The organism is Pseudomonas sp. Irchel s3a18, assembly GCF_900187535.1.
GTDB lineage: Bacteria > Pseudomonadota > Gammaproteobacteria > Pseudomonadales > Pseudomonadaceae > Aquipseudomonas.
On sequence record NZ_FYDV01000001.1, the window covers coordinates 91,784 to 117,734 of the forward strand.

Consider the following 25,951-nt stretch of genomic DNA (forward strand, 5'->3'; position numbering starts at 1 on the left):
CGAATGGCAGCACCGCAGTGTAAGGGATCAACGATTCATCGGCGCAACAAACCGGCTTTTCGCTTCGCTGTAGATCTGCGGCTCGTCACTGTCGGTGATCTTGAAGGTGATCTTCTGCGAACTGCTCTGTGCCTGGTCGGTGGTCATGGCCACCGACACCGGCACGTCGAGAATCTCACCTGGTGCCAGGCTCAGTTCGGTCCGGCCCTGCAACTGGAAGCCTTCACCCTCCACCAACGACAGGTGATAGTCCTGGCGCTGCTGGGTCTTGTTGATGACCTTGAGGCTGTAGATGTTCTCGATCTGCCCCTGGCTGTTCTCCCGGAACAGGCCCCGGTCCTTGCTCACGTCCAGCGACACCATGGGCCGCTCCATCAACGCCAGCACCAGCGCACCGATCATCACCAGCAGCACGGCGGTGTAGCCGATCAAGCGCGGCCGCAGCAGGTGGGTCTTGCCCCCTTGCAACTCGTGCTCGGAGGTATAGCTGATCAGGCCACGGGCGTAGCCCATTTTGTCCATGATCGAATCGCAGGCGTCGATACAGGCCGCACAACCGATGCACTCCATCTGCAAGCCGTCGCGGATGTCGATACCTGTCGGGCAGACCTGCACGCACAACTGGCAGTCGATGCAATCACCCAGGCCGGCGTCGGCCGGTTTCACGTCACGTTTGCGCGGGCCGCGGTTTTCGCCACGGGCCGTATCGTAGGAAATGGTCAGGGTGTCCTTGTCGAACATCACGCTCTGGAACCGCGCATACGGGCACATGTGCATGCACACCGCCTCACGCAGCCAGCCGGCATTGATGTAGGTGGCGCCGGCGAAGAACAGCACCCAGAACAGGCTCACACCGCCCATTTGCAAGGTCAGCAGTTCAGTGGCCAGCGGGCGGATAGGGGTGAAGTAACCGACAAAGGTCAGGCCGGTGAGGACGCTGATGGCCAGCCACATCGTGTGTTTGGCCGAGCGGCGCAGCAGCTTGTTCAGGCTCCAGGGCGCGGCCTGCAGCTTGATCCTTTGGTTACGCTCGCCCTCGGTGACCTTTTCGCACCACATGAACAGCCAGGTGAACGAACTTTGCGGGCAGGTGTAGCCGCACCACACGCGTCCGGCGAACACGGTGATCGCGAACAGGCCGAAGGCGCAGATGATCAACAGCGCCGAGAGCAGGATGAAATCCTGTGGCCAGAAGGTCGCGCCAAAGATGTGGAATTTGCTTTGCGAAAGGTCCCAGAGCACGGCTTGTCGCCCGCCCCAGTTCAGCCACACGGTGCCAAAAAACGCCAGAAACAGAAACCCCGCACCGCCAAGGCGCAAGTTGCGGAACAATCCGGTGAAGCTTCGGGTGTGAATCTGGTTGTCGCTGGATTTGGCCTTCATCTTTGGACGCGAAGGCTCGAATGTTTCTACTAATCGGACGGGGATTTTATCGCTCATGGTCTTTCGCTCATCAGCCTCCATCAGGCCCGTGAACTATGAGCGTCGAACTGTTTGCATAACAGACTCAGGTATTGGATTAAAAAGCGGATCAGATGGGGCGTCGAGCGGCCCCTGCGACAACTTGATGCACCCCGCCAGGCGCGGTAGCCGCGCCTATATCAAGGGGCTGCCGGTGTCCGTGATCTGCGTCAGGTAAATCACCGAATCACCGCCGCCGGGCTACAGGCGTCTGCGCTCGTCGACGGCGCCTGCTACGGTCAATGCGTCGGCTTCTGCTTCGGTGATGTAGAACCGCTGGCCATCGAGGTCGACCGCCGACATCAATGTCTGATCGTCGGTGATGAGGGTCACGTCGGGTGCCAGGCGAATCTCTTCGCCGTTTTCGGTGATGAAAAAACAGGTCTGATGGTCGATGCGTACCGTCATGGGATTCTCCGTTTCTTAGCCGATCTTATCCCTTGGGACGCACATCTGGCACCGTGGTTCGGTGCAGTCGATCAGTGGCCAGTGCCTCTTTCCGATGGCCGGTGCGCCGACATCGGATCGTCACCAGCGGTGCGGATAATCGGCCAGGCTTTTATGCCCTGGCGGGCGGCTCTTCACTCGGCGGGTCTCCCGCTGGCAGTTGCGGACCGGGTGGTACCGGATCCTCCTCGGGCTCAGGGGGTGGCTCGTCCGGCGGCAAGACGGGTTGATCAATGTTCGGATCAGGCGTTTCAGGCGGGATCGGAATACTCATCAGTGTGGCCTCTTTTGTGCTTGGCTTATTCGATGGACCATCGTGTCTGCGCATTGATTCCATCGAGGCAGGTGCGGATTCGACTGAACTTTGCCCGAGGTCCGATGCTCGGAACCTTAAGCAGGGTCCGCAAGGCAGGACACGACTGGCTACTAGCGCGTCCACGGGGCGTAGGGGGGATGCTCGATGACGACCGGGAAACCGACGGAACTGAACTACAACCCGCAACTGCCGCTGTCACAGGCGCTGTTGCTGCCACGCATTGCGATCGAGGACACGTCGCCCGTGATCGATGGCGGCCAGTTTGCGGTCAAGGCCATCGAAGGGCAGGTGGTGACCGTGACGAGCAAGGTGTTTGCCGACGGTCATGACCGGCTCGCGGTGCGCGTGCGCTGGCGCAATGACGCCGATGAGTGCTGGCAAAGCGAAGTAATGAGCAACCTGGGTAACAATAGCTGGCAAGGCCAGTTCAAGGTCGCGGCGCCCGGGTACTACTGGTTTTGTATCGAGGCCTGGCTCGACCCGTTCGCCAGTTTCTGTCATGAGCTGGAAAAGAAGCACCTGGGCGGGGTGTCGATCAGCCTGGAACTGCAGGAAGGCCGCAACCTGGTGCAGCACGCCTCGCAGCGCAGTGAAGGGGTTGTGAGTGAAGCACTTGTCGCCCTGCACCAGGAGCTGTCGGGCTTGCTGGAAGCCGAGCAGGTGGCGCTGTTTGTGCATCCGCGCAGCGCCGAATTGATGGCGGCGGCCGATCAGCGCCCCTACATCAGTCTCAGCCCCGAGTATCCGCTGGACGTGGAGCGCACCCGTGCGCAGTTTGCCAGCTGGTACGAGCTGTTTCCCCGCTCGATCACCGACGATCCCACCGGGCATGGCACCTTCGACGACGTGCACTCGCGCCTGCCGATGATCCAGGACATGGGCTTCGACGTGCTGTATTTCCCGCCGATCCACCCCATCGGGAGCAGCTTTCGCAAAGGCCCCAACAACGCTCTGGTGGCCGGTCCCGATGACCCGGGCAGTCCCTATGCCATCGGCAGCGATGAGGGCGGGCACGAGGCCATTCATTCGCAACTGGGCAGCCGTGAGGACTTCCGGCGCCTGGTGGCCGCGGCCGCCGATCATGGGCTGGAGATTGCCCTGGACTTCGCCATTCAGTGCTCCCAGGACCATCCCTGGCTCAAGCAACATCCGGGCTGGTTCAACTGGCGCCCGGACGGCACGATCAAATACGCCGAGAACCCGCCGAAGAAGTACCAGGACATCGTCAACGTCGACTTCTATACCCATGATGCAGTTCCCGGTCTGTGGCTGGAGCTGCGTGACATTGTGGTGGGCTGGGTGAAGGAGGGGGTAAAGCTGTTCCGGGTCGACAACCCGCACACCAAGCCCTTGCCGTTCTGGCAATGGCTGATTGGCGATGTGCGGGCGCTGTACCCCGAGGTGATTTTCCTCGCCGAGGCTTTCACCACGCCGGCGATGATGGCGCGCCTGGGCAAGGTCGGTTACTCCCAGAGCTACACCTATTTCACCTGGCGCAACACCAAGCACGAACTGGCGACCTATTTCACCGAACTGAACCAGTCGCCGTGGCGCGAGTGCTACCGACCGAACTTTTTCGTCAATACCCCGGACATCAATCCGCAGTTCCTGCACGACTCGGGCCGTGCCGGGTTTCTGATCCGCGCGGTCCTGGCGACTATGGGCTCGGGTCTGTGGGGCATGTATTCGGGCTTTGAGCTGTGCGAATCGGCGCCGGTGCCGGGCAAGGAGGAGTACCTGGACTCGGAGAAGTACCAGATCCGCGTCCGCGACTTCAATGCGCCGGGCAACATCATCGCCGAGATCGCCCAGCTCAACCGCATTCGCCGGCAGAATCCGGCGCTGCATACGCATCTGGGCCTGAAGATCTACAACGCGTGGAACGACAATATTTTGTATTTCGGCAAGCGCAGCGCGGACGGCAGCAATTTCATTCTGGTGGCGGTCAGCCTGGATCCGCATAACGCCCAGGAGGCGAATTTCGAGTTGCCGTTGTGGGATATGGGCTTGCCGGATGACGCGACCACCCACGGCGAGGACTTGATGAACGGCCATCGCTGGGACTGGCACGGCAAGTATCAGTTCATGCGCATCGAGCCCTGGCATCAGCCGTTCGGGATCTGGCGCATATCGGTTTGATGATCACTCATTGATGGGAGTTGCCCATGGCGAAGAAAACGAGGTCAGCCACCTTCAGCAATGACCCGCTCTGGTACAAGGACGCGGTGATCTATCAGTTGCACGTGAAATCCTATTTCGATGCCAACAACGATGGGATCGGTGACTTTCCCGGCTTGATCGCCAAGCTCGACTACATCGCCGACCTGGGCGTCAACACCCTCTGGTTGTTGCCGTTCTACCCCTCGCCACGGCGCGATGACGGCTACGACATCGCCGAATACCGGGGTGTGCACAGCGACTACGGGACCCTGGCCGACGTCAGGCGGTTTATTGCCCAGGCCCATAAGCGTGGGCTGCGGGTGATCACCGAACTGGTCATCAATCACACGTCCGACCAACACCCCTGGTTCCAGCGGGCGCGCAAGGCCAAGCCCGGTTCGGCGGCACGGGACTTTTATGTCTGGTCCGATGACGATCAAAAGTACGACGGTACCCGGATCATCTTCCTCGACACCGAAAAGTCCAACTGGACCTGGGACCCTGTGGCCGGCCAGTACTTCTGGCACCGCTTCTATTCCCACCAGCCGGACCTTAACTTCGATAACCCGAAGGTCATGAAAGCGCTGCTGTCGGTGATGCACTACTGGCTGGACATGGGCATCGACGGCCTGCGCCTGGACGCCATTCCCTACCTGATCGAGCGGGACGGCACCCACAACGAGAACCTGCCCGAGACCCACGAGGTGCTCAAGCAGATCCGCGCCGAGATCGACGCCCATTACCCTGACCGCATGCTGCTGGCCGAAGCCAACCAGTGGCCCGAGGACACCCGGTTGTACTTTGGCGACACTCATGGCGATCACGGTGACGAATGCCACATGGCGTTTCACTTCCCGCTGATGCCGCGCATGTACATGGCGCTGGCCCAGGAAGACCGCTTTCCGATCACCGATATCCTGCGCCAGACCCCGGAAATCCCGGCCCACTGCCAATGGGCGATTTTCCTGCGCAACCACGATGAGCTGACCCTGGAGATGGTCACCGACAAAGAGCGCGACTACCTGTGGAACTACTACGCCGCCGACCGTCGCGCGCGGATCAACCTGGGCATTCGCCGACGGTTGGCCCCCTTGTTGGAGCGCGATCGGCGGCGTATCGAACTGTTGAACAGCCTGCTGTTGTCGATGCCGGGCACGCCGACCCTGTACTACGGCGACGAAATCGGCATGGGTGACAACATCTACCTGGGGGACCGTGACGGGGTGCGCACCCCCATGCAATGGTCGATTGATCGCAACGGCGGTTTCTCCCGGGCCGACCCGGCCAGCCTGGTGCTGCCACCGATCATGGACCCGCTGTACGGTTATCCGTCGGTCAATGTCGAAACCCAGGCCGGGGACCCCCATTCGCTGCTGAACTGGACCCGGCGCATGCTGGCCATTCGCAAACAGTCCAAGGCGTTCGGCCGCGGCACCCTGAAGATGCTGTCACCGAGCAATCGACGGATTCTGGCCTATACACGCGAATACACTGGTGAAGACGGCAAGCCGGAAATCATTCTGTGCGTGGCCAACGTTTCGCGCAGTGCCCAGGCGGCGGAGCTGGACCTGTCGGCGTTTGCCGGTATGGTTCCGGTGGAGATGCTCGGCGGCAATGCGTTCCCGCCCATCGGCCAACTGAACTTTCTCCTGACCCTGGCGCCTTATGGCTTCTACTGGTTCGTGCTGGCCAGCGAGAACCAGATGCCCAGCTGGCACGTGGAGCCGGCGCAAAGCCTGCCGGACTTCACCACCCTTGTACTGAAACAGCGCATGGAGGAGTTGCTCGAGGCCCCTTCACGCACCCTTCTGGAGCAGGAGGTGTTGCCGAGTTGGCTGCTCAATCGACGCTGGTTCGCCGGCAAGGGCAGCCGCATCGACAGCGTGCACATTGCCTATGGTGTGCGCTTTGGCGATCCGCAGCATCCTGTGCTGCTCAGCGAAATCGAGGTCACCGGTAACGGGGTGAGCAGCCGCTACCAGTTGCCTTTCGGTTTCCTGGCCGAGGATCAGGTGGCGGCGGCCTTGCCGCAACAGTTGGCCCTGTCCCGTGTCCGCCGAGGCCGGCAGGTGGGGTTGATGACCGACGCGTTCAACCTCGACAGCTTTGTCCATGCCGTGTTGCAGGCGATGCAGACGCAAACCGTGCTGGCATTGGACGACGGCGAGATACGCTTCGAACCCACCCCGGGGCTGACGAAGCTGGGGCTGAGCGCAGAATCGCCGGTGCGTTACTTGACGGCCGAACAGTCCAATAGCTCGGTGGTAATCGGCGCCAGCCTGGTCCTCAAGCTGATTCGCCAGGTTTGCGCCGGCGTGCATCCGGAGCGGGAGATGGGGGGGTACCTGACGGCGGCCGGATTCCGCCATATCTCGCCATTGCTAGGTTCGGTGGTACGCCGCGACGGGCAGGGTCAAGACACGCTGTTGATGATCGCCCAAGGCTATCTGAGCAATCAGGGCGATGCCTGGGAGTGGACCCAGAGCAATCTGGAGCGGGCGATCCGCGATGAACTGGCCGATGCCGTGTCCGAACAGGAGCGACACTACAACGCGCTCGGCGAACTGAAAGAATTCGCCACTATGCTGGGGCGGCGCCTGGGGGAAATGCACCAGGTGCTGGCAGCGCCCAGCGACGACCCGGCCTTCGGTTCGCAGGTCAGCACGCACAAGGACCAAAAGGCGCAGGCCAAGGCGATTGCGCGACAACTGGACAGTGCCTTGCAACAGTTGGCACAGCACCAGGCCGCGCTGAGCCCGATGGATCGGGTGCGGGCGGGGCGTTTGTTGGGGCAGAAAAAGGCGATCCTCAAGCACATTCAGGCACTGGCGCAAAAAACTGTGGGGGGATTGCGCATGCGGGTCCACGGTGACCTGCACCTGGGGCAGGTGCTGGTGATCAAGGGCGATGCCTACCTGATCGACTTCGAGGGCGAGCCGGCGCGCCCCTTGCATGAGCGCAGGGGCAAGCACAGCCCGTACAAGGATGTCAGTGGCGTGCTGCGCTCGTTTGATTACGCGGCCGCCATGGCGCGCGGCGGGCAGGGCGTTGACAGCAGCGCGCACGCCGAAGGCGCGCGCCAGCGCGTGACGCAACGTTATGTGCGTGAATCCCGCGAGGCATTTGTCCGGGCGTACCGGCGCGCGACAGCTAGTCTTGAGCATGCCTGGCAGGATCCCGAGGCTGAAGACGCCGCGCTGGTGTTGTTCAGCCTGGAGAAGGCGGCCTATGAAGTAGTGTATGAAGCTGAAAATCGTCCCGGTTGGTTGGCCGTGCCGTTGCACGGTTTGTACGGGTTGTTGAGTGGCTTGGAACCCTTTTCTGAAGACGGTGCAGAGCTGTCATGAAGGAGCTGTCATGAAAGAGCGGGGACATATGAAAGAGGCGCTGCTTCCGGCGGCGCGGGACATCGAGGCGCTGGTGCGCGCCGAACACCAGGATCCGTTTGCGATACTCGGCCCCCATGCCGATGGCGCGGGCGGCCAGTTCATTCGGGCCTACCTGCCGGACGCCTTGAGCGTGCAGGTGATCGCCCGTGACTCCGGTGAGCAGCTTGGTAGCCTGGATACCACCGAAATTCCCGGGTTGTTCGTTGGCCATTTCGACCGGGCACAGGCTTACCTGTTGCGCACCCAATGGGCCGGCGGCGAACAGACCTCGGAGGATCCCTACAGTTTTGGTCCGTTGCTGGGCGAGATGGACTTGTACCTGTTTGCCGAAGGCAACCATCGGGAGCTCAGCGCCTGCCTGGGCGCACAATTGAAGACCGTCGACGGTGTGGACGGTGTGCGCTTTGCGGTCTGGGCCCCCAATGCGCGCCGGGTCTCGGTGGTCGGTGATTTCAACGTGTGGGATGGTCGCCGCCATCCGATGCGCCTGCGCCATCCGACCGGGGTCTGGGAGGTGTTCGTTCCGCGCCTGCAGGCGGGAGAAGCCTACAAGTACGAAATCCTCGGTGAGCACGGGATCCTGCCGCTCAAGGCCGACCCCATGGCGCTGGCCACCCAGATGCCCCCCGACACAGCGTCGAAAGTCGCCGCGCCCTTGACCATCGACTGGCAGGACACTGACTGGATGCAACGCCGCGGCGAGCGTCAGCGGTCGAGCGCGGCGTTGTCGATCTATGAGCTGCATGCCGGTTCCTGGCAGTGCGAAGTCGACGATGCCGGTGAAGTCGCTCGCCAATACAACTGGGCAGAGCTTGCCGAACGCTTGATCCCTTACGTGAAGACCCTGGGGTTCACCCACATCGAGTTGATGCCGATCATGGAGCATCCTTTCGGTGGTTCCTGGGGCTATCAGCCACTGTCGCAATTTGCCCCGAGCGCCCGCTACGGTTCAGCCGATGACTTCGCCGCGTTCGTCAATACCTGCCACCTGGCGGACATTGGCGTGATCCTCGACTGGGTGCCCGCGCACTTTCCCACCGATACCCACGGCCTGGCGCAGTTCGATGGCACGGCGCTGTACGAGTATGGCAACCCGCAGGAAGGCTTTCACCAGGACTGGGACACGCTGATCTACAACCTGGGGCGAACTGAGGTGCACGGTTTCATGCTGGCATCGGCGTTGCACTGGCTCAGGCATTTCCATGTCGACGGGCTACGGGTCGATGCGGTGGCGTCGATGCTCTACCGCGACTACTCGCGCAAGGCCGGCGAGTGGGTGCCCAACCGCCATGGCGGACGGGAGAACCTGGAGGCCATCGATTTTGTCCGCCACCTCAACGATGTGGTCGACCTGGAAGCACCGGGGGCCCTGGTGATTGCCGAAGAATCCACCGCCTGGCCGGGGGTCAGCCAGAGCACCGAACACGGCGGGCTGGGGTTCGATTACAAGTGGAACATGGGCTGGATGCACGATTCGTTGCACTACATCCAACAGGATCCGGTGTACCGCGCCCATCACCACAACGAATTGAGCTTCGGCCTGGTCTACGCCTGGTCCGAGCGCTTTATCCTGCCGATCTCCCACGACGAAGTGGTGCATGGCAAGCATTCGCTGATCGACAAGATGCCCGGCGATCGCTGGCAGAAATTCGCCAACTTGCGGGCTTACCTCGGTTTCATGTGGGCCCATCCGGGCAAGAAGCTGTTGTTCATGGGGTGCGAGTTCGGCCAGTGGCGCGAGTGGAATCACGACCAGCAACTCGATTGGTACCTGTTGCAATACCCGGAGCACCGTGGCGTGCAAAAGCTGGTGAGCGATCTCAACCAGTTGTACCGGCAGGAACCGGCGCTGCATGAACAGGACGACGTGCCACAAGGCTTCCAGTGGTTGATCGGCGACGATGCGATCAACAGCGTTTACGCCTGGCTGCGCTGGAGCAAGGACGGGTGCCCGGTGCTGGTGGTGGCCAACTTCACCCCCGTGCCCCGGCCGGCTTATCGGGTAGGGGTGCCGTTCGCCGGCCGCTGGAATGAGCTGATCAACAGCGATGCGGGGATCTATGCCGGTTCCAACTACGGCAATGCGGGCGGTGTCGTGGCCGAAGAGGAGGGCAGTCATGGCCAGGCCCTGTCGCTGGTGTTGAACCTGCCGCCACTGGCGGTGCTGATCCTGCGCCCGGAGGGTGAGTTCGCCCCTGAAGTACAGGGGTGAAACACAGGTGAAACGTCCACAGGCCCTGCCGGCATCCATGATGACCGGCAGGACCGGACGGTGCCGGTTCACCAGCGCATCCGCACGCCAAGACTGCCAATCAGCCCGTTCAGGTCATTGTCGTCCACGTCACTGCTGTAATCGGCACTGACATACAGACTCACGGTGGGTGTCACTCTGGCCACCAACCCCAGGCCCAACTCAACGGTCGATGAGTTGCGACTGCTGCTGATCTTGTCGACTTGGTCCAGGGTAACCGTGGCACTGGTATTGACCGTGTGCCACAGGTTGGTGCGCACGTAGGGTTCGACCGGCAGGCCATTGATGTCATAACTACCTTTCAAGCGTGCACCGACGCGGCCGCTCCAGGAATTCAGGTCACTGGAGGGGGCATCGTTGCCGGCGTTGCTGGCATCCAGGCTGATGCGCTGGTTGATCAATTGTGCCTGGGGCTCGATCACCCAGTTCTTGCTGATGCCGATGGGAAATCCACCCTCGACCGACAAGGTCACTGCCCGGCCTTCGGTGGCTTGTCGGTCACCCTGGCTGTTGCGGCTGTAGCCGCTGACCCGGCCACCGCTGGCGGTCAAGTCCACGTGCCAGCCGCTGGCACCGGTCAGGCTCCAGTAGGCCCCCAGGTTTTCGCCTGCGACGTTGAGGCTGTCGGTGTGCGGGTCGGCCAGTGCGGGGCCGATCAGCGTACCGCTGCTATTGCCCTGGATCTGTTGGGCACCACCCACCAGCCCCATGCGCTGCGTGCTGCCGCCATTGCCATGCACGGTCAAGAGCGCGGGGCTCTTGACGCTCGGATGGCTGGCGGTGCTGGAAAACTGCGAATTGAGTACATCCTGCTCAGCCTGGCGGGCAGGTTCGCCGTACACCCGTTGCCAGGCAGCCGGGGCCGCCTGCTCGATGGTCAGTAACTGGTTTTCAAGGCCGGGTTGGTGAATGAAGTGCCCGCTCTGCGGCACGTCGGGGGCAGGGAACGCGAACGTTGGGACATCCTGACGATACCAGGGAGTCGTCTCGTCGTCGGCGGACGACGCCTGAACCTCCATGGAGGTACACAGCAGTAGCGAAGTCGAAACGGTGTACAGGGTCAGTTTGAATTCGTGGTGGTGGAGTGAAGTGTTCATGGAGGTCTACCTTGCAATCGCATGCTGTCTCTCGTCTTGGTGTCCCTCCTACCCCGAATGAGGGGCGACCGATTTCATTGGGGCAAACCCTGGCGGCCCGCAGTGGCGGGATGTCGAGGCCTGCCCCAGGGAGATAATTCCGGGGGTAGTAAGGACTAGCTAAGAAGACCGGAGGCCTCGCGTCAAGAAATTGAACGATGAGCGGTATGACTAAATTAGGTGATATAAACGACTGAAAATTGGCGAATCTCTAAGCCGTTGTTTATCCAAAAAATCATCTGCCAAGCGTTGGTTTCGCACCTTTCGTCGGGTTCAAAGGTGCACTTCGACGGCCAGGGGCAGGTGGTCGGAGAGGTGGGTCCAGGGCTTGCTGCCGAGGATTTTCGGCTCATGACTGCTGGCATTGCGCAGGTAAATGCGGTCCAGGCGCAGCAGGGGAAACCGGGCCGGGTAGGTTTTGGCCGGTCGTCCGTGATGACGCTCGAAGGCTTCGTGCAGGTCCTCGCGCCGGGCCAGGGTGAGGTTGCCCTGAAGCTGCCAGTCATTGAAATCGCCGGCGATGATCACCGGCGCATCGCCCGGCAGCGATTCAAGCAACTGGCAGAGCAGGGCCAGCTGCAACTGGCGGTGGCTTTCCAGCAGGCTCAGGTGCACGCAGATCGCATGCACCTCGGCGTGCCCCGGTACATCGAGCACGCAATGCAGCAACCCGCGACGTTCGGGGCCGGTGATGGACACGTCCAGATTGCGGTAGTGACGGATCGGGTAACGGGACAGCAGGGCATTGCCGTGATGACCATCGGGGTAGACCGCGTTACGCCCGTAGGCAAAGTCGCTCCACATGCTGTCGGCGAGAAACTCGTACTGCGAGGTCGATGGCCAGTTGTTGTGGCGCATCGCGTGGCGATCATGCTCGCCCAGCACCTCTTGCAGGAACACCAGGTCGGCGGCGGTGCTGCGCACGGCCTCACGCAGCTCTGGAAGGATGAAACGCCGGTTGAGGGCGGTAAACCCCTTGTGGGTGTTTACGGTCAGCACCCTGAGGCGATGGGTCGCCGTCGAGGCCGAGGGGGCCGATTGCTGGTCTGAGTCGGGGTTCACATTCACTCCTCGAAATCCGCAACAGGGTATCCATGCGACTGATGCAATGGCCGGCAGTTCAGCCTGGGTCGCGCAAACGTGTCGCCGCGAGCAGCGACCACCCTGGCACGCACACAGGCACAGAGGAGGGAATGGGGACGGATGAATGCACTGTGGTCCGCTTGCGGGGGCGGGCTCCAGAGGGGGCCAGGCAACAGGCGGTCGACGAGAGGGGTAGGGCTCATGGTCATACGTCCTTGTACGGGTTGGTCATCTGTCGTACCCGCGATGCAGGCTACGTCCTGGCGACAGATCGGGGGCACTCGTTGTACCGGGGTTCAGCGATCCTGCCCCTGGACTGCCGCACGCTGAGTATTGTCCATGCCCTGCGGTTCGTCGCCCCCGCCTGCGTGCAGGTCAGTATTTTTTTTCAAAGACTGTACTGGGTGCGATCCGTGGGGCAGGGTTTCACTCATCCTCCTCGCGTTGCAGTTCGAACAGCAGCAGCGAGCGGCCGGTCACGGCGTAGGGGTGATCGAAGTCGAAGCGTTCCTGGCCACGAATCGAGGGTTGGTGGGTGTCGACCAGGCAAGTCCAGAATCCACCGTCAGGCACTTCGGGCAGGCAAAAATTGACGATGTCGTGGTGGGCGTTGACCACCAGCAACAAGGTGGCATCGGCCCCCTTGCGACGAATGCCGGTTTCCTGGGCACGACCGTCGAGCAGTATGCCCAGGCAGCGACCGTGGCTGTCCTGCCATTGTTCGGTCGACATCTCGCTACCATCGGGAGCCAGCCAGGTCACGTCCTTGACGCCGATGTCCTCGTTGTAGCTGCCGACCAGGAACCGCCCCCGGCGCAGGATCGGGTAGCTCAGGCGCAGCTTGATCAGGCGCTTGACGAATTTGAGCAAGGCCTTGCCGTCGTCGCTCAGGTCCCAGTTGACCCAGCCGATCTCACTGTCCTGGCAGTAGGCATTGTTATTGCCGTGCTGGGTCCGGGCGAACTCGTCGCCAGCCACCAGCATCGGCGTGCCTTGGGCCAGGAGCAGGGTGGCGAAGAAGTTGCGCATCTGCCGCTGGCGCAGCGCGTTGATCCCGCGGTTGTCGGTCGGGCCTTCGATGCCATGGTTCCAGGACAGGTTGTGGTCGCTGCCGTCCTGATTGTTCTCGTCGTTGGCTTCGTTGTGTTTGTCGTTGTAGGAGACCAGGTCATTGAGGGTGAAGCCGTCGTGCGCGGTGACGAAATTGACCGAGGAATAGGGTCGCCGACCGCGTTGGTTGAACATTTCCCCTGAGGCGGTCATGCGCGCGGCAAAGTCGGCGAGCTGGCCATCGTCACCTTTCCAGAATGCGCGCACGGTGTCGCGGAAGCGATCGTTCCATTCCACCCAACCGGGTGGAAAGCCCCCGACTTGATAACCTCCGGGGCCACAGTCCCAAGGCTCGGCGATCAGTTTGACCTGGCGCAGGAGCGGGTCCTGTCGACAGGCGACGAGGAAGCTGTGGCGCTCGTCGAAGCCGTCGTGATAGCGGCCAAGGATGGTGGCCAGATCAAAGCGAAAGCCATCGACGTGCATCTCCCCGGCCCAGTAGCGCAAGGAGTCAGTGACCATCTGCAGCACGCAGGGATGGCTCAGGTCCAGGGTGTTGCCGGTGCCGGAGTCGTTGATATAGAAGCGTTTGTCGTCGGGTTTCAAGCGGTAGTACGAGACGTTGTCGATCCCGCGCATGGACAGGGTCGGGCCTTGTTCGTTGCCTTCGGCGGTGTGGTTGTAGACCACGTCCAGGATCACTTCCAGATTGGCGTCGTGCAGGTGCGCGACCATTTCCTTGAACTCGGCAATCTTGCCGCTGGCCAGGTAGCGCGGGTCGGGGGCAAAAAACGCAATGCTGTTGTAGCCCCAGTAATTGGTCATGCCTTTGTGCAGCAGGTGCTGGTCATTGACGAAGGCATGGATCGGCAACAACTCCACCGATGACACCCCCAGCTTGCGGATGTGCTCCAGCAGGTCGTCGACCATCAGCCCGGCAAACGTCCCGCGCAGTGCCTGCGGCACCGCCGGATGACGCATGCTGATGCCTCGCACGTGAGTCTCATAAATGATCGTTTTGTCCCACGGTACGCTGACCCGGTGGTCGCGGCCCCAGGTGTGCGCGGGGTCGATGACCTTGCACTTGGGCACGAAGGGTGCGCTGTCCCGTTCATCGAAGCTGAGGTCGGCGTCAGGGTGGCCAATGGTGTAGCCGAACAAGGCTTCGGACCATCTCAGTTGCCCTACCAGTTGCTTGGCGTAAGGGTCGATCAACAGCTTGTGGGGGTTGAAGCGATGGCCGTTCTGCGGGTCGTACGGCCCATGCACCCGATAGCCGTAGATCAGCCCCGGATGGACGTCGGGCAGGTAGCCGTGAAAGATTTCGTCAGTGTATTCGGGCAGCTCGATGCGCTCGAGTTCTACCTCGCCGGCATCGTCGAACAGGCACAGTTCGACCTTGGTGGCGTTGGCCGAGAAGATCGCAAAGTTGACCCCCAGGCCATCCCAGGTGGCGCCCAGCGGAAAGGGCAGGCCTTCACGGATGCGCGTGGCCTCGACATGGAGTTCGGCAGTGGTCGTAGTGGGCGTGGTCATGAAGACTCCTGCGGCATGGCATCGACATGGGCCGATTCGCGGGTAATGCGGTTCAGTTAAGGATAGCGTTGCTCAAAACATCCCCCTGTGGCTTGCTCGCGCTGGGCTGTACAGCAGCCCCAAAAAACGATCGCCGAGTTCGTTCTGAAAGACCGCAGTCGCTTTGTTGGGGGCGCTTCGCGCACCCGCGCGAGCAAGCTCGCTCGCCACAGGTCTCTCACTCGCTTCCAGAGGCGACCCTCAACTGGCCGGCTTGCGAGGCGCCCGGGGCTTCTTTGGCGCGGCGCTCTTTTCGCCTGATACGGCGCCCGCCGGGCTTTTGGCCTTTGCCCCGGTCTTGGTCGCCGGGGATTTACCGGCAACAGCCACGGCCTTGGCCGGCTTTACCGGTTTGGCGGGCGCCAGGGCTTCGGCCTCGGCCAGTTTGCAGGCCATTGCCCAGTGGCGTGCTTCCTGGCCTTCGGGTTTCCCTTCGGACTCCCAGATCTGATAGGCAAATTCACGAATACGTTTGTCATCGGTACTCATCGCAATACTCCTGAGTTGAGCTCAAGGCTGGATAAACAGATTGACCGGGAAGTCCCCCAGCGCCGCACTGATCAGTAGTTCTGTGTGGTGTGTGACTTCAGGTGTTGAAAAAAGTCCCTTCAGTTTTTCAGCGCACAGGGTGAACGGTAGTTTGACCCGGGTATCGCCCCAGAGCGGGGCATCGACCTTGGGTTCGGCACTGCGTTCCAGCAGTGCGGCAACCTGTATCGGTACCAGCACAATCGCCCATTGCCCCTGGTCCTCACGGGCAAACGCCAGTACCCGTCGGGCCTGGCTGCCCAACACTGGCAAGGGCACATAGCGTCCGCGCCGGAACAGCTGCGGATAATCGGCGCGCAGCGCCAGGGTACGGGCGATCAGCGCCTGCTTGATGTGTCCGTCGCGCCAGGTCTCCAGCAACTTCCCGGGCGGGGCCATCGGGTCCAGCGCGGCCTGACGGGTGTTGAAGTCCACGGGTCGACGATTGTCCGGGTCCACCAGGCTGAAGTCCCAGAACTCGTTGCCCTGATACAGGTCCGGCACCCCCGGCGCTGTCATGCGCAGCAAGGTTTGCGCCAATCCGTTGAGTGCGCCGGCGCAGGCAATCGCCTGTGCGGTCTCGGCAATCATGGTGCGCAATGCCAGGCCTCGCGGTGTGAGCAGCAGTGTCTCGATAAAGGCGCGAGCGGCCTGCTCGTAGGGCTCATTGGCGGCGCTCCAGCTGCTTTGCAACTTGGCTTCGCGCAGGGCCTTTTGCTGCCACTGGCAAAGGCGTTCGCAGTAGCCTGTCAGACCGGGGAGGTCGTCTACACGTAACTCCAGGGGCCAACTGGCGAGCAGCGTCTGGTAGAGGATCAGCTCGTCGCCTGCCGAGGGGGCGAGCGGGTCGGTGCGCAAGGCCTGGGCGTGCGGGCGCCAGGCATTGACCTGTCCGGCATACCAGGTGCTGAGCTCGCTGAGCACGGCCAGGCGCGCGCGGCTGTCTTCGCCGCGTTTGTGGTCATGGGTGGCGGTCGTCAGCAGGTTGTCGGGAAACGCTTCGAGGCGTTGCTGGCAGGCGGCATGGAAATCGCTGGCCGGCGCACTGAATTGTTCGCTATTGAAGCCGACATCGTTGCGCGACAGCAGCACGCCGCATCGATAGAACGCGGTGTCTTCCACGGCTTTGGCCGCGGCGGGTGATGTCAGTTGCTGGAAGCGCACACAGGCGTGCTTGAGGATCTTGCGCTGACGGCCCACCGCACGCTTGCGCCAGGGCTGGCCGCCCAGCCACAGCGCAATATTGTCGAGCACCGGCCAGTCGGCTTCACTCAAGGTCTGGCGTGCGCCGGTCATGGCCTGCTGGAAAAAAACCTCGTCCTCGGTCGAGCGCCCGAGCGGGCCGATGTACGTGCGGTACACCGGGAAATGCACGATCAACGCCTGCAGGGCCCGTCGAATGGCGCCCAGGGTCAGGTCGCGGCTCATCACGTCATCCCGGGCCACTTGCAGCAGGGCCTGGGCGACACTTTCACAGTCACCGGCCAGCGAGCCGTTGAGGATTTGCTGGCGAGCCAGCTGGGCTTCTTCGATAAAGGCCGGCGGCCGTTCGCTGTGGCGCTGCCACAATTGAGCCAGGGGTTGCGCGCCTTGGGGGGCGTGTTGCAGCAGCGACAGCTGATTCATGAATTCATAACCGGTACTGCCATCGACCTTCCAGTCGCGACGCAGGATTTCGCCGGCGCCGAGGATTTTCTCGACGTAGAGGGGGATGTGCCGCCCAGGCGAAAGCGCGTCGACTCGGCGCCTGAGCTTGCGGCAGTAACCCCGTGGGTCGGCGAGACCGTCAATGTGGTCGATGCGCAAGCCATCCACCAGGCCGCTGGCGATCAGCTCGAAGACCTTGGCGTGGGTGGCCTCGAACACGGCCGGGCGTTCGACCCTCAACGCACCCAGCTCATTGATGTCGAAGAAGCGTCGCCAGTTGATGTCGTCGGCCGCGGTTCGCCAACTGGCCAGGCGATAGCTCTGGCGTTCCAGCAGGTTGTGCAGGCGCTGGAAACCCTCCGGCTGGCGGGCGTCATGCAGGGCCAGGTTGAACGCGATGCAGCGCGCGATCCCGGGCTCTCGGGCCAGTGCCGCCAGCGCTTGGTGCAAGGGGCCGGCGAGGGCGCGGGCGTCGGTCTGGTAATGCAGGGTGGTGAACTGGTCAGCCAGGGCCTTGAGGAAGGCGGCCTGATCGGCGCTCAGTGCATCGTCGGGTTTGAGCAGCAGGGCGTAGTCGGTGGGGCAGATCGGGAAACAGTGCTGAGCGTGCCGGGCATGGAAGCGGCCCTGTTCAGGATCAAACTGTAGCGTCAGGGTGCCGTCCTGCAAGGCGATGCCGTAATCGCTACCCAGAAACGGCAGCAATAGTTGACCTTCGAGCAAAGGGTCCGGTGAGTGCCACTGGATGTCGAAGAATTCGCCATAGGGGCTGAGCCGCCCCCACTCCAGCAGATCGAGCCACCAGGGATTGTCCGCGCCGCCGACGGCCATGTGATTGGACACGAGGTCCAGCACCAGACCCATGTGCCTGGCGCGCAGGGCTTGCACCAGGCGCTGCAACGCGGCCTCACCGCCCAGTTCGGGGTTGACCCGGCCGGGGTCGACCACATCGTAGCCGTGCGGCGAGCCGCTGCGCGCGCAGAGCAGGGGTGAGGCGTACAGATGGCTGATGCCCAGGTCGCTGAAGTACGGCACCAGCGGCACGGCGTCATCCAGGGTGAAGCCGCGATGAAACTGCAACCTGAGGGTTGCCCTTGGCGGTGGCGGGGACACCTGGGTCATTGATCACGCTCAACGGCCTGCAGGCGTGCACAGGCGAGCATCTCCAGGCGTCGCGCAGTGTCGGTATCGTCCAGCAGTTTTTCGCTGTCCACCGGCAGGCGTCGACACCAGTTCGGGTGGCTGTCGAGGGTGCCAGGCAAGTTGGCCTGTTCATCAAGGCCCAGCGCATCTTCCAGGGGCAGCAGTACCAGGGGTGCGCGGGTATGCCCGAGGAAGCGTGCACTGGCATCGAGCACTTGATCGGTCTCCAGGGTTTCCTCGCGGAAGTTCTGTGGGTCCTGGCTCAATGCGCCGCGCAGGCCGTCCCGCTCGCGCTGGCGGTGTGCGCGCCATTGCCGCTCGCCTTGGTCATCGATCAGCCCCAGGCGGGCGCTCCACTCGATGTCGCGGCCATGCCACCAGCCGTTGAGCGTTGGCAGGTCGTGGGTGCTGGTGGTGGCCAGCGCGTTGTCGGGCCAGTCGAGAATCGGGCGAAAGCGCGCGCCGTGGTCCTGCTCGAACAGCAGCACGCGCATGCCCAGGATCGAGCGCGAGCTGAGTTTCTCCCGCAGGCCGTCGGGTACGGTGCCCAGGTCTTCACCGAGCACGATCGCCTGGTGCCGATGGGATTCGAGTGTCAGCAAGCGCAGCAGGTCGTCCACCGGGTAGTACAGGTAGGCCCCTTCACTGGGCGGCGCGCCCAAGGGGATCACCCACAATCGTTGCAGGCCCATCACATGGTCGATGCGCAACCCTCCGGCGTGGGCGAAGTTTGCCCGCAGCATTTCGATGAACGCGCGAAAGCCGTTACGCACCAGTCCCTCGGGAGAAAACGCGGAAATCCCCCAGCCTTGACCGGTGCGGTTGAGAATATCCGGCGGCGCGCCGACCGTGAGCGAGGCCAGCAATTCGTCCTGGCGACTCCAGGCCTGGCTGCCACCCCCGTCGGCGCCCACCGCCAGGTCGGCGATCAGGCCAATCCCCATGCCACTGCTGCGGGCCACGTTTTGTGCGCGTTGCAGGCAGCGGGCGATCAACCACTGGCAAAAGGCGTAGTAGCCGATGCGGCCGGCGTTTTGTTCGGCAAAAGCGGCCAGTTCGGCACTGCGCGGGTTGCGCCAGGAAGGCGGCCATTGTCGCCAGTCGAGGCTTTCACCGCGGTCCGCGCACGCCTCCTGGAGTGCCTCGAAGCGGCAGTGGTTTTCCAGGGCTTCGCCACCGCTGTGGCGAAAACTGCTGAAATCGGCGTGCAACGGGTGTTCGCCTTGCGTGAACCCTTCATACAGCGCTTGCAGCACCTGTTGCCTGGCCTTGGCCGCCGCCGGCCAGTCGATCAGTGGCAGGCTCTCCAGGCGCTTGAGTTCGTCCCACAGTTCGGTGGCGTCAATGGCCATGCGCAGCGCACGTTCGCCAAGGATTTCGCCGGGCGCGGCATACAGGCTGTTGAGGAACAACCGGCTGGATGGCGAGTAGGGGCTGTAGCGCTGCGGGTCGTTGTTGAACATCGCGTGTATCGGGCTGATCGCCAGTGCCTCCGCGCCCCGTTCGCCGGCAACCCGGGCGAGGTTCTCCAAGGCCTGTGTGTCGCCGATACCACCGTCGCCAGGGCGTCGTAATGCATACAGCTGCACGCTCAAGCCCCAGGCCCGAGGTGTCGGACTGTCCACCGCCGCCGCCACGCTATGGCAGTGCAAGGGGGCTACGGCGAGGGTGAAGGCATGCCCGGCAATGCTGACATCCTGATACCCCACGGGGATCAGTCCTGGCAGGACGGCATCGTCGTCGAGCCTGAGGTTGAGGGTCGCGCCGTCTTCCAGGCGAATTTCACAGGGCGTGCAAGGCGCAAAGTAGCGCGCGAGGTCGAGCCCGCGCCCCACATCGACGGTCATCAGCGGCGGCAAGTGCGTGCGGTCCTGGGCCTGTTGCAAGGCTTGCAGGCTGGCGTCGATTTCCTGGGCGCTGCCGGCCGGGTGCCCAAGCCCAGTGAGGACCGCCCGCAACACCGATGGCGCGACTTTTTGCGGCCGGCCATTGGCGTCGATCCAGTCCACCGCCAGGCCGGCGCGGCTGGCGAGGATTTCCAGTTGGGCGTCGCTCATGGGCGCTCTCCAGTAGGGGATGGCAATGCGGTGCCCGCCGTCAGGCTGACCACCGCACAATGGGGCGCCAAGGTGCCCTGTTGCAGCTGTTCGAAGGTATGGGGAGGGTAGTCGAAGATCAACCGGGCATGGGCGGGCGGCAGATGGGCAACCCCGGTACTCCCCAGGTTCACGTTTATGCACAGCAGGCTGCCATCGCCCAATTGCCAGCGGGCGCTGAGGGCGCCGGTTCCCAGCACCGTGGTCTCCAGGGCCCGGGCACCGGGCAGGCGCGGGATGATTTCCCGGTGGCGGATGCGCAGCAGTTGTCGATAGAGCTCATGGGTGGCACGCCGGGATTTGGATGGCCCCGGGGTCAAGGTCGGGCGCGAGCCGAGAAAGGTGAGCGGGGCGTTCGGATCGGGAATCTGTTCACGGCGATGCGGGTCGGCGAACGCGGCGAAGGCGGCGAACTCGTTGCGTCGCCCTTCGCGCACCCGTTCGGCCAGTTCGCCCTGGTGGCTGGTAAAAAACAGGAAGGGTTCGGCGGCGGCCACTTCGTCGCCCATGAACAACAGTGGGATCATTGGCGACAGCAACACCAGAACGGTGGTCGCCTGCAGTGCCTGCGGGGCGCTCAGTTGGTGCAGGCGTTCGCCAAAAGCCCGATTGCCGATCTGGTCATGGTTCTGCAGAAACAGCACAAAGGCGCTGGGGGGCAGATGGGCGCTGGGTTCGCCACGGGGCTGGCCGTGGCGATTGAGGTGGCCCTGATAGACAAACCCCTGGCTCAGGCAGCGGGCCAGTTGCTCGGTGGGCTGCTCGGCAAAGTCGGCGTAGTAGGCGTCGGTTTCGCCGGTCAGCAGGACGTGCAGCGCATTGTGGCCATCATCGTTCCATTGGGCGTCGAAACCCTGCTCCAGCAGGCTGGCCTGGTTGTGTTCGTTCTCCACGGTGAGCCAGACGTGCCGGGGCGGGTCGACCTGCTGGCGCACCCGGGTCGCGAGTTCCTGCAGAAAGTCCGGATCCTCGATGGCATGCACCGCGTCCAGGCGCAGGCCGTCGAAACGGTAGTCCAATACCCACATCAGTGCATTGTCGATAAAGAAGTCGCGCACCTGGCGCTGGCGAAAATCGATGGCCGCGCCCCAGGGGGTCTGCCGGTCTTCGCGAAAAAAGCCCTTGGCATAGCGGGGCAGGTAGTTGCCGTCCGGGCCGAAGTGGTTGTAAACGACATCGAGCATCACCGCCAACCCCAAACTGTGGGCGGTATCGATTAGGTGCTTGAGGTCTTCGGGCGAACCATAGGACGACTGTGGCGCATAGGGCAGCACGCCGTCGTAGCCCCAATTACGCTCGCCGGGAAATTGCCCCAGCGGCATCAGCTCGATGGCCGTGACGCCCAACTCCACCCAGTGCGGCAAATAGCGTTCGACCTCGGCAAATCCGCCCAGCAGGCCGACGTGCAGTTCGTAAATCACCGCCTCGTGCCAGGGCCGGCCTTGCCAGTCCGGGTGCCGCCAGCGATAGGCGAGGGGATCGACCACCACGCTGGGAGATTCGGGACCTGCGACCTGGGCCCGTGATGCAGGGTCCGGCACGTCCAGTTCGCCATCGATGTTGAAGCGGTAATGGGTGCCTGCCGGGCACCGGGTGTCGGCCACGAACCAGCCGTCCGCCCGGGGCAGCAGGGGCAAGGATTGCCCCGTGGCAAATTCGACACTTACATGAAAAGCATCGGGCGCCCACAACGCAAAGCGGGTGCGCCCGGTCTCCAGCATGACGGCGCCGTGGGGCCAGGTTTCCAGAGTCCGTAGCGGCATTCGAGGACCCCTCTCATGGCTTGACCGGCTTGCCCAGAGCCTTGGCGACCAGCTGCTCGTAGAGTTCGGCGTAGGGTTCGACCGCCTTGCACCAGTTGAAGGGCGCGGCCATGGCCCGGCAGCGCATGGCATTGAGCAGGGCGGGGAAGGCAAAGACCTTGAACGCCCGGCTCAGTGCTTCCTCGTAGCTGGCCACGGTGGACTCGTCGAACAGAAAGCCGGTGACGCCGTTCTCGATGGTGTCGGCCAGGCCACCCGTGTTGCGGGCCACCGGCAACGAACCAAAGCGCTGCGCGTACATCTGGCTCAGGCCGCAGGGTTCGTAACGCGACGGCATCAACAGGAAATCACTGCCGGCGAACATGCGCCTGGCATCGGTTTCATTGAAGCCGATGCGTACGCCGATCTGCCCTGGAAAACGCAGGGCCAGATTGCGCATGGCTTGCTCCTCTTCCGGCTCGCCGCGACCGATGATTGCGATTTGCCCGCCAGCTTTGACGATGTACTCAGCGACGCCCTCCGTCAGGTCCAGGCCTTTCTGATAGACCAGGCGCGAGACCACCGCAAACAACGGACCTTCGGACTCTTTCAAGGCAAACAGCTTGCGCACATGGGCCGCGTTCACGGCCTTGCCTTCCCAATCACCGATGCTGAAGGGGCAAAGCAGGTGCGGATCGGTCGCCGCATCCCAGCTCTCATCGATGCCGTTGGGGATACCGCTGAGCAGGCCTTGCTGGGTCTTGCTGGCGAGGAAACCATCCAGGCCGCAACCAAACGCCGGGGTGGTGATTTCCTGGGCGTAGGTCGCGCTCACGGTGGTGATATGGCTGGCATAAGCCATGCCGGCCTTGAGAAATGACAGTTTGCCGTAGAACTCCATGCCTTCCTGTTGCAAGGCGTGTTCGGGAATGCCCAGCTCCGGGCAGGAAGCCAGGCTAACCACACCTTGATAGGCGAGGTTGTGGATGGTGAACAGGGTCGGCGTGCGTTGCCCGCGCCAGTGCATGTAGGCCGGGGCCAGCCCTGCGGGCCAGTCGTGGGCGTGCACCAGATCCGGGCACCAGTGCAGGTGCGCCAGGTTGGCCGCGATATCGGCGGCTGCCAGGCCCAGGCGGGCGAACCGGATATGGTTGTCCGGCCAGTCACGACCGTTGTTGGCGCCATAGGGCGAGCCTTCGCGTTCGTACAGCTCCGGGCAGATCAGTACGTAGATCACCAGGCCGTCGGGCATGTCCATGCGCCCGATCTTGCAGGCCGGCAGAGCGGCGTGGCCACCCAGTTCGCCAATGATATGAATCGGGTTGTCGCTGTGCATCACTTGCGGGTAACCGGGGAGCAGCACCCGCACATCGTGCAGGTGGGCCATGGCGCGGGGCAGTGCGGCCGACACGTCACCCAGGCCTCCGGTCTTCACCAGGTCGGCGATTTCCGAGGTCACGAACAGCACTTTCTTTTTGTTCGGATTGTGACGTTGAGCAGGCAGTACCGTTTTTGAACCCGGAGCCAGGATGGCCATGGACCTCGATTCGTCGATGGCTTGGTGAGTACGTTCTTCCTGGATGTCTAAAGCGGCACTGTTCATGTGGTTCTCCCGTTTTATTGATCTGGTTCAGGCATCTCACCCGTGATGCAAGTGGCCGGTTCCCGTGGCCAGGCGCTAAAGCGCTACACAACGTGCGGCAAACGCGGCCCGCTGCGGTGAAGCTCGAAGGCTGTTCTGGACATTGCAAGGATTGCACCAGTCACCGACCCCTCTTAACACCTGACCCGTGCCGGCGGTGGAAAGTTTCGGGTTTTTCGCCGAAATATGACCGACCGGTTTCCATTTGCGAACAGGAGTCTAGGTCAGAACCTAGAGCCATGTGGAAGGGTTTTACGAATTGTTCGACAATCGGTTTTCGGCAGCAAAGTACGACACGAAGATTGTGACAATTGCACCGCCGAGGTGCGGTTCCGGAGGGCTGGACGGCCAAAAAAGGACCACTGAATGCCTGAAGGTAGCGCAAGGGGAAAGGCTCGCCGCACCTTTATGGTGCGAATGACGTGATCAACCCTCATCGCGCAAGGCGTACCCATTCGCGATACGTCTTGCAGTTGGACTTTCAATGCGCAGGACAGCTTTTAGTTGATGGCTAAGTGCCCTGTTAACAGTGCGACGTAGGCCGCAAGTACAACTGTACTGATATTTAATATTTAAATAAGACCCTGCTTGTCGATCCACGCCAGACAGTGAACAACCCTTACTCTTCAGATAGACAGGTCATTGTTTTGGGTTGTTTTGTGGAGCAGTTCAATTTGACGTCAAAAAAACACTAGACGTCCGATTTGAAATTGTGTCAGTTTTCTTTCGCCTTCATTGGGCGAGTGATAGGACGATCTCGCCAGAGATTGTCGCTATCGGACAAAAACTGTTCCATTGCAAAACAAGGAAGTGTGTTTATGTCGAAAGTAAAAGTTAAAGCTATTGAATCGGCGGCCGCCCCCAGTACTGCCTGGTCGCAGATCGATAGTTTCAGCCATCAGTATGACCGTGGCGGTAATCTTGTGGTCAATGGCAAACCCTCTTATTCCGTTGATCAGGCCGCGACGCAGATTCTGCGTGACGGTGCGTCCTGGCAGGACCTCAACGGTAACGGCAAGATCGAACTGACCTACACGTTCCTCACGTCGCCGGGGTCCAGCTTCGCCGCGCTGCAGGTCGGTAGGTTCAGCCAGTTCAGCACGCTGCAAAAAGACCAGGCGGTACTGGCCATGCAGTCGTGGGGCGATGTCGCCAATGTCAGCTTTACCCAGAAAGCCACGGGTGGCGACGGTCACATGACCTTCGGCAACTACAGCGACGGTAGCAGCGGTGGCGCCGCTTTTGCTTTTCTCCCCGAACCTGGCAGTGTTTATAACGGTCAGTCATGGTACCTGACGGGTGACGGCTACAACGTCAACAAGACCCCCGGCCTGAACAACTATGGCCGGCAGACCCTGACCCACGAGATCGGCCACACCCTGGGACTGGCGCACCCTGGTGACTACAACGCCGGTGAAGGCAACCCGACCTACGGCGACGTGACCTACGCCGAAGACACCCGCGGCTACAGCGTCATGAGCTACTGGAGCGAAAGCAATATCGACCAGGACTTCAGCAAGGGCGGCTCGACGGCGTATTCGTCCGGCCCGCTGATGGACGATATCGCGGCCGTGCAGAAACTCTACGGTGCCAACATGAGTACCCGTACAGGGGATACCACCTACGGTTTCAACTCCAACGCCGGACGGGACTTCCTCAGTGCGAGTTCGTCGTCGGACAAGGTAGTGTTCTCGGTGTGGGACGCGGGCGGCAAGGACACCCTGGACTTCTCCGGCTTCACCCAGAACCAGAAGATCAACCTCAATGAGGCCTCGTTCTCTGATGTAGGAGGTATGCTGGGCAACGTGTCCATTGCCAAGGGCGTGACTGTCGAAAACGCCATTGGCGGATCGGGAAACGACTTGCTGATTGGCAATGCCGTGGCCAATGAGCTCAAGGGTGGTGCCGGAAACGACATTCTCTATGGGGCGGGAGGGGCGGACAAACTCTGGGGTGGTAGCGGTTCCGACACCTTTGTGTTTGCCGCCAGTTCCGATTCCCGGCCGGGGGCGGTGGATCAGATCCTCGATTTCGTCAGCGGCCTGGACAAGATCGACCTGACCGGCATTACCAAGGGGGCAGGCTTGCACTTTGTCAGTGCGTTCACTGGCGCGGTGGGTGACGCGGTATTGAGCACGGTGTCGGGTGGCAGCAGTCTGGCCATCGACTTCTCCGGGCATGGCGTGGCTGACTTCCTGGTCAGCACCGTTGGCCAGGCAGCCACCACGGATATCGTGGCCTGAGTCGATGATCAAGGGGGCAGCGCTGGTGCGCTGCCCTTTGTC

The 25,951-nt window shown here is 62.3% G+C and carries 15 protein-coding genes; 4 read left to right on the top strand and 11 right to left on the bottom strand.

Annotated features, from left to right (window positions below; translation table 11 throughout):
- Window positions 1–27: 27 nt before the first annotated feature.
- The 3 genes from ccoG to CKW29_RS25750 all read right to left on the bottom strand — a co-directional run bounded on the left by ccoG (window position 28) and on the right by CKW29_RS25750 (window position 2,182).
- On the bottom strand, window positions 28–1,440 hold the full coding sequence (gene ccoG, locus CKW29_RS00355; protein ID WP_095147662.1) for a cytochrome c oxidase accessory protein CcoG: 1,413 nt from the start codon (window positions 1,438–1,440) through the stop codon (window positions 28–30).
- A gap of 222 nt (window positions 1,441–1,662) precedes the next feature.
- On the bottom strand, window positions 1,663–1,869 hold the full coding sequence (locus CKW29_RS00360; protein WP_095144108.1) for a DUF3203 family protein: 207 nt from the start codon (window positions 1,867–1,869) through the stop codon (window positions 1,663–1,665).
- A gap of 151 nt (window positions 1,870–2,020) precedes the next feature.
- Window positions 2,021–2,182 (bottom strand): hypothetical protein, encoded by a 162-nt coding sequence (locus tag CKW29_RS25750; RefSeq protein WP_176465286.1) that lies wholly within the window; start codon window positions 2,180–2,182, stop codon window positions 2,021–2,023.
- Window positions 2,183–2,368: 186 nt separating this feature from the next.
- On the opposite strand from CKW29_RS25750, the gene CKW29_RS00365 reads away from it, so the two are divergent.
- The 3 genes from CKW29_RS00365 to glgB are packed head-to-tail and all read left to right on the top strand — an operon-like array spanning window position 2,369 to window position 9,985.
- Complete coding sequence (locus tag CKW29_RS00365; protein ID WP_095147663.1) at window positions 2,369–4,363, top strand: alpha-1,4-glucan--maltose-1-phosphate maltosyltransferase; 1,995 nt, start codon at window positions 2,369–2,371, stop codon at window positions 4,361–4,363.
- Between the two features lie 26 nt (window positions 4,364–4,389).
- Window positions 4,390–7,731 carry a maltose alpha-D-glucosyltransferase gene (gene treS / locus CKW29_RS00370; RefSeq protein WP_095147664.1) on the top strand — a complete coding sequence of 1,114 codons (3,342 nt, stop codon included), beginning with the start codon at window positions 4,390–4,392 and terminating at the stop codon, window positions 7,729–7,731.
- A gap of 10 nt (window positions 7,732–7,741) precedes the next feature.
- Window positions 7,742–9,985 carry a 1,4-alpha-glucan branching protein GlgB gene (gene glgB / locus CKW29_RS00375; RefSeq protein WP_095147665.1) on the top strand — a complete coding sequence of 748 codons (2,244 nt, stop codon included), beginning with the start codon at window positions 7,742–7,744 and terminating at the stop codon, window positions 9,983–9,985.
- 68 nt (window positions 9,986–10,053) lie between these two features.
- On the opposite strand, the gene CKW29_RS00380 is transcribed toward glgB, so the two are convergent.
- From CKW29_RS00380 to glgA, 8 genes are all read right to left on the bottom strand, one after another.
- Window positions 10,054–11,121 (bottom strand): autotransporter outer membrane beta-barrel domain-containing protein, encoded by a 1,068-nt coding sequence (locus CKW29_RS00380; protein ID WP_095147666.1) that lies wholly within the window; start codon window positions 11,119–11,121, stop codon window positions 10,054–10,056.
- 312 nt (window positions 11,122–11,433) lie between these two features.
- Window positions 11,434–12,222 carry an endonuclease/exonuclease/phosphatase family protein gene (locus CKW29_RS00385; RefSeq protein ID WP_095147667.1) on the bottom strand — a complete coding sequence of 263 codons (789 nt, stop codon included), beginning with the start codon at window positions 12,220–12,222 and terminating at the stop codon, window positions 11,434–11,436.
- A 447-nt stretch (window positions 12,223–12,669) separates the two neighbouring features.
- Window positions 12,670–14,829: a glycogen debranching protein GlgX gene (gene glgX, locus CKW29_RS00390; RefSeq protein ID WP_095144114.1), complete on the bottom strand. Its 2,160-nt coding sequence runs from the start codon at window positions 14,827–14,829 to the stop codon at window positions 12,670–12,672.
- Window positions 14,830–15,069: 240 nt separating this feature from the next.
- Window positions 15,070–15,357 (bottom strand): DUF2934 domain-containing protein, encoded by a 288-nt coding sequence (locus CKW29_RS00395; RefSeq protein WP_095144115.1) that lies wholly within the window; start codon window positions 15,355–15,357, stop codon window positions 15,070–15,072.
- Window positions 15,358–15,378: 21 nt separating this feature from the next.
- Window positions 15,379–18,165, bottom strand: a complete 2,787-nt coding sequence (locus tag CKW29_RS00400; RefSeq protein ID WP_095147668.1) for a malto-oligosyltrehalose synthase — start codon at window positions 18,163–18,165, stop codon at window positions 15,379–15,381.
- Window positions 18,162–20,243: a 4-alpha-glucanotransferase gene (gene malQ / locus CKW29_RS00405; protein ID WP_095147669.1), complete on the bottom strand. Its 2,082-nt coding sequence runs from the start codon at window positions 20,241–20,243 to the stop codon at window positions 18,162–18,164. The genes CKW29_RS00400 and malQ overlap by 4 nt, the downstream gene beginning before the upstream one ends.
- The gene (treZ, locus tag CKW29_RS00410) at window positions 20,240–22,045 is read right to left on the bottom strand and encodes a malto-oligosyltrehalose trehalohydrolase (protein WP_095147670.1); all 1,806 of its coding nucleotides are present in this window, start codon (window positions 22,043–22,045) and stop codon (window positions 20,240–20,242) included. The genes malQ and treZ overlap by 4 nt, the downstream gene beginning before the upstream one ends.
- A gap of 13 nt (window positions 22,046–22,058) precedes the next feature.
- Window positions 22,059–23,627, bottom strand: coding sequence for a glycogen synthase GlgA (gene glgA / locus CKW29_RS00415; RefSeq protein WP_095147671.1), 1,569 nt, complete (start codon window positions 23,625–23,627; stop codon window positions 22,059–22,061).
- A gap of 857 nt (window positions 23,628–24,484) precedes the next feature.
- Here glgA and CKW29_RS00420 point away from each other — a divergent pair.
- On the top strand, window positions 24,485–25,909 hold the full coding sequence (locus CKW29_RS00420) for a serralysin family metalloprotease (RefSeq protein ID WP_095147672.1): 1,425 nt from the start codon (window positions 24,485–24,487) through the stop codon (window positions 25,907–25,909).
- Window positions 25,910–25,951 lie beyond the last annotated feature (42 nt).

Bases quoted from the DNA above. Each gene is read 5' to 3' on its own strand.
- glgB (WP_095147665.1), top strand. From the start codon at position 7,742: ATGAAAGAGCGGGGACATATGAAAGAGGCGCTGCTTCCGGCGGCGCGG.
- ccoG (WP_095147662.1), bottom strand. From the start codon at position 1,440: ATGAGCGATAAAATCCCCGTCCGATTAGTAGAAACATTCGAGCCTTCG.
- CKW29_RS00420 (WP_095147672.1), top strand. From the start codon at position 24,485: ATGTCGAAAGTAAAAGTTAAAGCTATTGAATCGGCGGCCGCCCCCAGT.
- CKW29_RS00380 (WP_095147666.1), bottom strand. From the start codon at position 11,121: ATGAACACTTCACTCCACCACCACGAATTCAAACTGACCCTGTACACC.
- treS (WP_095147664.1), top strand. From the start codon at position 4,390: ATGGCGAAGAAAACGAGGTCAGCCACCTTCAGCAATGACCCGCTCTGG.
- CKW29_RS00395 (WP_095144115.1), bottom strand. From the start codon at position 15,357: ATGAGTACCGATGACAAACGTATTCGTGAATTTGCCTATCAGATCTGG.
- CKW29_RS00360 (WP_095144108.1), bottom strand. From the start codon at position 1,869: ATGACGGTACGCATCGACCATCAGACCTGTTTTTTCATCACCGAAAAC.
- glgX (WP_095144114.1), bottom strand. From the start codon at position 14,829: ATGACCACGCCCACTACGACCACTGCCGAACTCCATGTCGAGGCCACG.
- CKW29_RS00365 (WP_095147663.1), top strand. From the start codon at position 2,369: ATGACGACCGGGAAACCGACGGAACTGAACTACAACCCGCAACTGCCG.
- treZ (WP_095147670.1), bottom strand. From the start codon at position 22,045: ATGCCGCTACGGACTCTGGAAACCTGGCCCCACGGCGCCGTCATGCTG.
- malQ (WP_095147669.1), bottom strand. From the start codon at position 20,243: ATGAGCGACGCCCAACTGGAAATCCTCGCCAGCCGCGCCGGCCTGGCG.
- CKW29_RS00400 (WP_095147668.1), bottom strand. From the start codon at position 18,165: ATGACCCAGGTGTCCCCGCCACCGCCAAGGGCAACCCTCAGGTTGCAG.
- glgA (WP_095147671.1), bottom strand. From the start codon at position 23,627: ATGAACAGTGCCGCTTTAGACATCCAGGAAGAACGTACTCACCAAGCC.
- CKW29_RS25750 (WP_176465286.1), bottom strand. From the start codon at position 2,182: ATGAGTATTCCGATCCCGCCTGAAACGCCTGATCCGAACATTGATCAA.